The following is a 6136-nucleotide window of genomic DNA, read 5'->3' on the forward strand; positions in this document are numbered from 1 at the left end:
GCGCGCTGGGTGGATTTGATGTGGATCAAGACTTGGGATCGTCATCCTTCCACGGCGCCGAAAGGTAGCGTGTGCGGTTGAAGGTCTCCAGCCATTCCGGGCAGAACACCACCAAGGCGCTGACCACCATGCCGTTGATGAAGGCTTCGGGAAAAATCAGTAGCCACAGGTAACCGATGAAATCTTCCAGCCATTCGGGCATGGCAAAGAGACCGTCGTACCAAAGCAACGTCAGGCTCAGCGTCAGGCAGAGCAACGCCGACAGCGCGGCGGCGAAAAAACCGGAACAGAAGATGTACACGAACGGATTGCGTGGCTGGGCGCGCTCGACCAGGATCGCCACGCATTCGGTGATCAGCACTGGCAACAGGATCAGCAAGGCGCCGTTGACCCCGACGGCCACCAGATCCTGACGTCCCAACAAGACCAGTCCCAGTTGCGCCACCAGTCCGCCAACGATCGCCAGCGGCCAGTCCAGCAGCAGCGTCACCGCTGTCATGCCGATGAAGTGGTAGGACACGCCGGTGTCGAAATCCCTGCGCACCAGCCACAGCAGAAACAACGCGAACACCGTGCCGAACAGCAAATGCTGACGGCGGTTGTCGCTGAACAGTTCGACCCACGGTGCGCGAACAATCGCCCAGAGCAGTACCGGCAGGTAAATCAGCCAGCCGAGGGTCAGACTTGTCGATGACAGCAGTTCTGCACCGATCATGATCCCATCACCTTCATTCGCACCGCAGACTCCTTTGATTGGCGCTCCTACGGCGAAGTCTACACCTGCACGGCGGGACATCTGCCGATGCAAAGCTTTCTGCTTGTCGCAATTGAACGCTAAGCTTGGGCCTATGGATGACTCAGATTATTTACGCCTGCTGACCATCGCGGCCGAGCAAGCCAACGCCTTCCTGTCCAATGCCCGCAAATGGGAGCGTGAGCGTTGGGTCTGCCAGCGCCTGCTGCAAGGCTTGAATATTCCTTATCGCGCTGACGAATTCGCCCCCGCCGGTGAGCCGCCGGACGTGCTGTTTCGCGACGCCAATTTCGAGGTGTTTTTCGTCCTCGACGAGGGCCGTCGGCTCAACGACGAATGGCGCGATGAGCTGCAACGGCGGCGCAGTGCGTTTTCCCTCAGCCAACTGGTGCGGCGTGAAGCCAAGCCGCGGCGGATTCCGGCCAATGAATTTCTGCTGAGACTGGCGCCGACCTTGCGCAAGAAAGCGCACAACTACAAGGAACGCGGGATGGATCTGGGCGAGCTGGACATCATTGCCTTCGCCAGCCTCAAACGCGAAGTGCTCGACCTGAATAGCCACTTTCCGCCACCCACCGAATACCTGCGTCAGGGCTGGCGTTCACTGTCGCTGGTCGGGCCGACCTTTGCGCGGGTGCTGTTCGCCCATCCCGATGCCCCGGATTTTCTGCGCGGCAACCTGGGACGCAGCATCGTGTTCGATGTCGGGATCAGCCTGTGACGCCGCTTCAACAATTGATTGCCGATGTCCCACAGACCGGGTGCGTGCGCTGGATTGGCGTGCGCCCCGAATCACGGGGGCCGATGCTCGCACTCGATGCAGTGGAGGCGCGTCTTGAAGCCGGGCTCACCGGCGATCACGCGCGGCCCGGTGTGCGCAATGCGCGGCAGGTGACGCTGATTCAGTGGGAACATCTGGCCGTGATCAGCGGCCTGATGGGCCGGTCGGCCGAACAACCGGTCACGCCTGAAGATCTGCGGCGCAATCTCGTTATAAGCGGGATCAACCTGTTCAGCCTCAAGGGGCGGCGCTTTCGCATTGGTCAGGCGATTTTCGAAACCACAGGCTGGTGCCAGCCGTGTGCGCGCCTGCAAAACAACCTTGGCCCCGGAACGTTCCAGGCCGTGCGCGGGCATGGCGGAATCACCGCGCGAGTGTTACAAAGCGGGATCATTCGCCTCGGGGACAGTGTGTCTGTCGAACCGGTCCCGGACAGTGGCTATGCTGCGTTCAATCCCGGTTGAAAACCGCTGTAGCGTGTTCTCATTCAGTAACGTCTACCTGACGAGGCCTTTATGACCAGCCGCCTGAACCCCGAAGACCAGAAGCATGTCGAAGAGTACCTGCAGTTGTCCCAACACCGTGTCGAGCGCCGGCCATTCCGGCCGTGGATGCTCCTGGTGCTGGTGCTGGCAGTGACCATCGGTCTGGGCCTGTTGAGCCGATTTATCAGTTACCTGACGCTATGAGCTGCATCGCGCTCGCTCGGGTAGCCGTACCGATTTCCTTTCAAAACCTTGCGAGCTATCCCTATGTCCCATCGTATTGTCATTGTCGGCGGCGGCGCCGGCGGTCTGGAGTTGGCTACCCGTCTGGGTAAGACTCTGGGCAAACGCGGCACCGCCAGCATCATGCTGGTCGACGCGAACCTCACGCACATCTGGAAACCGCTGCTGCACGAAGTGGCCGCCGGATCGCTGAACTCTTCCGAAGACGAACTCAACTATGTCGCCCAGGCCAAATGGAACCACTTCGAGTTCCAGCTGGGGCGCATGAGCGGGCTCGATCGTGAGCAGAAGAAGATTCAGCTGGCCGCCACCTACGACGAAAACGGCGTTGAGCTGGTTCCGGCGCGGGAAGTGCCCTACGACTCTCTGGTGATCGCGGTCGGCAGCACCACCAACGATTTCGGCACCCAGGGTGCAGCGCAGCACTGCCTGTTCCTCGACACCCGCAAGCAGGCCGAGCGTTTCCATCAGCAACTGCTCAACCACTACCTGCGTGCTCACGCCGGGCAAACCGATGTGGTCCAGCAAATCAGCGTGGCCATCGTTGGCGCCGGCGCCACGGGCGTCGAACTGGCGGCCGAGCTGCACAACGCCGCACATGAACTGGCGGCTTACGGCCTGGACCGGATCAAACCGGAAAACATGCACATCACCCTGATCGAGGCCGGGCCACGGGTGCTGCCAGCCCTGCCGGAGCGCATCAGCGGGCCGGTGCACAAGACCCTGGAGAAACTCGGGGTCAACGTGATGACCAACGCGTCGGTCAGCCAGGTCACCGCCGACAGCCTGATCACCGCCGATGGCAACGAGATCAAGGCCAGTCTGAAAGTCTGGGCCGCCGGGATCCGCGCACCGGGTTTCCTCAAGGACATCGACGGTCTGGAAACCAACCGCATCAATCAGCTGCAAGTGCTGCCGACGCTGCAGACCACCCGCGACGAAAACATTTTCGCCTTCGGTGATTGCGCCGCCTGCCCGCAACCGGGCTCGGATCGCAACGTTCCGCCACGGGCCCAGGCTGCGCACCAACAGGCATCGCTGTTGGCCAAATCGCTGAAGCTGCGCATCGAAGGCAAGACCCTGCCGGAGTACAAATACACCGACTACGGCTCGCTGATTTCGCTGTCGCGTTTTTCGGCTGTGGGTAACTTGATGGGTAACCTGACCGGCAGCGTGATGCTTGAGGGCTGGCTGGCGCGGATGTTTTACGTGTCGCTGTATCGCATGCACCAGATGGCGCTGTACGGGCCGTTCCGCACGGCGATGCTGATGCTGGGCAGCAAGATCGGACGCGGCACCGAGCCGCGCCTGAAGCTGCACTGATGTAAAAACACCGTGGGGGCGGGCTCGCCCTCACGGTGTTTTGTTTTCTACTGTATCTGCCTCTGCTTTCCCCACCTTCGCTTACAAACGCCCCGCTCCTCGACACAGACGCGATACACCGCCACCGCTTAATGGCCACACCCGAGCACACCTGCTCCGGCTGATCGCCCTAAACGTGTGGTTGCGCAGTGCAACCGAAGGAGAATGCAATGTCCCGTACTTCGAAAATTGGCAAAAACTCCCTTGGCCTGGTCGGTGCCGTACTGGCCGGCGGCCTGATGCTGTCCGGCTCGGTGTTCGCCGCGCAACCGCTGGCCCAGGGTTACATGGTCGCTTCGGCCGAGACCTCGGTGAAAACCCCGGAAGGCAAATGCGGTGAAGGCAAATGCGGCGATGCGTCGATGGCCAAGACCGACACCGATGGCGACGGCAAGGTTTCGCGCGCCGAGTTCCTGAAGGTTGCGCCGAAGTCCGACTTCGACAAGATCGACACCAACCACGACGGCTTCATCGACGAGCAAGAGGCGTACAACAACGTCAAAGCCAACTTCGAAGCCAATGGCAAGAAAATGCCGAAAGGCCTGTTCGAACACCTGAAAGACCAGGACGGTGCCTGATTTTTCAGACGCCCGACAAAACAAAGCCGCGCGTTCTCTGACGAGAAGCGCGGCTTTTTCACGCCTGCATGATTACAGCTGGAAGCGTCGCACCATGCCTTGCAGGGCGTTGGCCAGTTGCGACAGTTCATGGCTCGACGCGTTGGTTTGATCGGCACCCGCCGCCGAGCGCACCGACAGATCGCGAATGTTCACCAGATTGCGATCCACTTCCCGCGCCACCTGCGCCTGTTCTTCGGCGGCGCTGGCGATCACCAGATTGCGCTCGTGGATTTCGTGTACCGAGGCCGTGATCGTCTGCAACGCTTCACCGGCCCGCTCGGCCAGCACCAACGTGGTGGCAGCGCGCGAGGCACTGGCCTGCATCGACTCCAGCGCCAGGCTTGAACCGTTGCGCATGCCCTGCACCATCTGCTCGATTTCCTGGGTCGATTGCTGCGTGCGATAAGCCAGTGCCCGGACTTCGTCGGCGACCACGGCAAACCCGCGTCCGCTCTCTCCGGCCCGGGCCGCTTCGATGGCAGCGTTGAGTGCCAGCAGATTGGTCTGTTCGGCGATCGCCCGGATCACGTCCAGCACTTTGCCGATGTCCTGCGACTGATTGGCCAGTGATTGCACCAGCTCGCCGGTGTGTTCGACTTCGCTGGCCAGGGCGTTGATGGCGCCGGCGGTTTCGCTGACCCGCTCCTGGCCCAACTGCGCGGATTCGCTGGACTGGCGGGTGGCGTCGGACGTCGACACCGCATTGCGGGCGACTTCCTCGACCGCCGTGGTCATCTCGTTGACCGCGGTGGCGGCTTGTTCGATTTCGTTGTTCTGCTGTTGCAGCCCTTGCGTGCTGTCGTGGGTGACCGCGCTCAGCTCATCGGAAGCGGTCGCCAGTTGCGTTGCCGAGCCGCTGATGCCCTGCAGGGTTTCACGCAAATTCTGCTGCATGGTCGCCAACGCCTTGAGCAACCGGCTGACTTCATCGTTGCCGTGGGTTTCGATCGGACGGGTCAGATCGCCTCTGGCAACGTGCTCGGCAGCGTCGACGGCGGCGCTCAGGGGGCGAACGATGCTGCGGGTCAGCAACATGGCCAGGGCCACGGTCGCCAGCGCCGCCAGAGCGATGAACAAGCTCACGATGGTGCGCGAGGTTTCGTAGTGGGCTGCAGAGTTCTGGCTTTCGGCAGCGACCTGGCGGGCGAACAAGTCTGCCAGGTCATTGAGTTGTTTGCCGGAGCCGTCGACTACGGTTTTCATGTCGACCAGCAGCAGCTTGGTCAGCTCGTCGCGCTTGCCTTGCTCGGCGAGAGTGAACGACTGAGCGATGCCGGTGCGGTAGGCAGCAAAGGTCTTCTTGAACTGATCGTACAACTGCTGCCCTTCCGGGGTGGTCACCAGCCGGTCGTAGGCGGCGATTTTCTCGCTCAGTTCCTTGTCGCGGGTGTCCATCTGGCTGCGGTACGTGGCGATGTTGGCCGGATCCTGATCCAGCGCCATGCGCAGCGAGATGGTGCGAATGCGCAGCATGATCTCGCGAATCTCGTCGCCACCGCGAATGCTCGGCAGCCACTGCGTCTCCACCGCCACTTCGCTGTCGCGGATGCTCGACATCTGCCCCAGCGCAAACACCCCGAGCAACGCCACCAGCACCGCGATCAGGGCAAAGCCCAGGGCGGCACGGGGAGCAATATTCAACTGACGAAGCAACATGACGAACGCCCTTTTTCTTGTATTGGCCGGATGCAAGGGGCGATCGATGGCAGGCCCCTTTCGTTAGCGGGCTATCGGCAAGTTGTACGATGACTTGAATGAAACATTTCCGGAGGGCAAAAAAAATCCCCGTATCTTTCGATACGAGGATTTTTAATATGGTCGGGGTAAGGGGATTCGAACTCCTGACATCCTGCTCCCAAAGCAGGCGCGCTACCGGACTGCGCTATACCCC

General features: G+C 61.2%; 7 protein-coding genes. 5 read left to right on the plus strand and 2 right to left on the minus strand.

What is annotated here, in order from left to right; all coding sequences use genetic code 11:
- Nucleotides 1-25: 25 nt before the first annotated feature.
- Nucleotides 26-715 carry an energy-coupling factor ABC transporter permease gene (locus tag AC1RT4_RS28635; protein ID WP_493089488.1) on the minus strand — a complete coding sequence of 230 codons (690 nt, stop codon included), beginning with the start codon at nt 713-715 and terminating at the stop codon, nt 26-28.
- Nucleotides 716-848: 133 nt separating this feature from the next.
- On the opposite strand from AC1RT4_RS28635, the gene AC1RT4_RS28640 reads away from it, so the two are divergent.
- The 5 genes from AC1RT4_RS28640 to AC1RT4_RS28660 all read left to right on the plus strand — a co-directional run bounded on the left by AC1RT4_RS28640 (nt 849) and on the right by AC1RT4_RS28660 (nt 4203).
- Entirely contained in the window at nt 849-1475 is a 627-nt protein-coding gene (locus AC1RT4_RS28640) for a DUF1780 domain-containing protein (RefSeq protein ID WP_007959580.1), read from the plus strand.
- A complete protein-coding gene (locus tag AC1RT4_RS28645; protein WP_085655054.1) occupies nt 1472-1999 on the plus strand; it encodes an MOSC domain-containing protein in 528 nt (175 codons plus the stop codon). The genes AC1RT4_RS28640 and AC1RT4_RS28645 overlap by 4 nt, the downstream gene beginning before the upstream one ends.
- A 51-nt stretch (nt 2000-2050) precedes the next feature.
- On the plus strand, nt 2051-2224 hold the full coding sequence (locus AC1RT4_RS28650) for a DUF3094 domain-containing protein (RefSeq protein WP_007909875.1): 174 nt from the start codon (nt 2051-2053) through the stop codon (nt 2222-2224).
- A gap of 63 nt (nt 2225-2287) precedes the next feature.
- Entirely contained in the window at nt 2288-3586 is a 1299-nt protein-coding gene (locus tag AC1RT4_RS28655) for an NAD(P)/FAD-dependent oxidoreductase (RefSeq protein ID WP_064599500.1), read from the plus strand.
- Between the two features lie 209 nt (nt 3587-3795).
- A complete protein-coding gene (locus tag AC1RT4_RS28660; protein WP_007959573.1) occupies nt 3796-4203 on the plus strand; it encodes an HvfA family oxazolone/thioamide-modified RiPP metallophore in 408 nt (135 codons plus the stop codon).
- Nucleotides 4204-4275: 72 nt separating this feature from the next.
- Here the strand turns inward: AC1RT4_RS28660 and AC1RT4_RS28665 are convergent, their stop codons facing one another.
- A complete protein-coding gene (locus AC1RT4_RS28665; RefSeq protein WP_236196090.1) occupies nt 4276-5901 on the minus strand; it encodes a methyl-accepting chemotaxis protein in 1626 nt (541 codons plus the stop codon).
- Nucleotides 5902-6136 lie beyond the last annotated feature (235 nt).

The sequence above is a fragment of the Pseudomonas sp. GW821-FHT11D10 genome (assembly GCF_058808435.1).

Bases quoted from the DNA above. Each gene is read 5' to 3' on its own strand.
- AC1RT4_RS28640 (WP_007959580.1), top strand. From the start codon at position 849: ATGGATGACTCAGATTATTTACGCCTGCTGACCATCGCGGCCGAGCAA.
- AC1RT4_RS28650 (WP_007909875.1), top strand. From the start codon at position 2,051: ATGACCAGCCGCCTGAACCCCGAAGACCAGAAGCATGTCGAAGAGTAC.
- AC1RT4_RS28660 (WP_007959573.1), top strand. From the start codon at position 3,796: ATGTCCCGTACTTCGAAAATTGGCAAAAACTCCCTTGGCCTGGTCGGT.
- AC1RT4_RS28665 (WP_236196090.1), bottom strand. From the start codon at position 5,901: ATGTTGCTTCGTCAGTTGAATATTGCTCCCCGTGCCGCCCTGGGCTTT.
- AC1RT4_RS28635 (WP_493089488.1), bottom strand. From the start codon at position 715: ATGATCGGTGCAGAACTGCTGTCATCGACAAGTCTGACCCTCGGCTGG.
- AC1RT4_RS28655 (WP_064599500.1), top strand. From the start codon at position 2,288: ATGTCCCATCGTATTGTCATTGTCGGCGGCGGCGCCGGCGGTCTGGAG.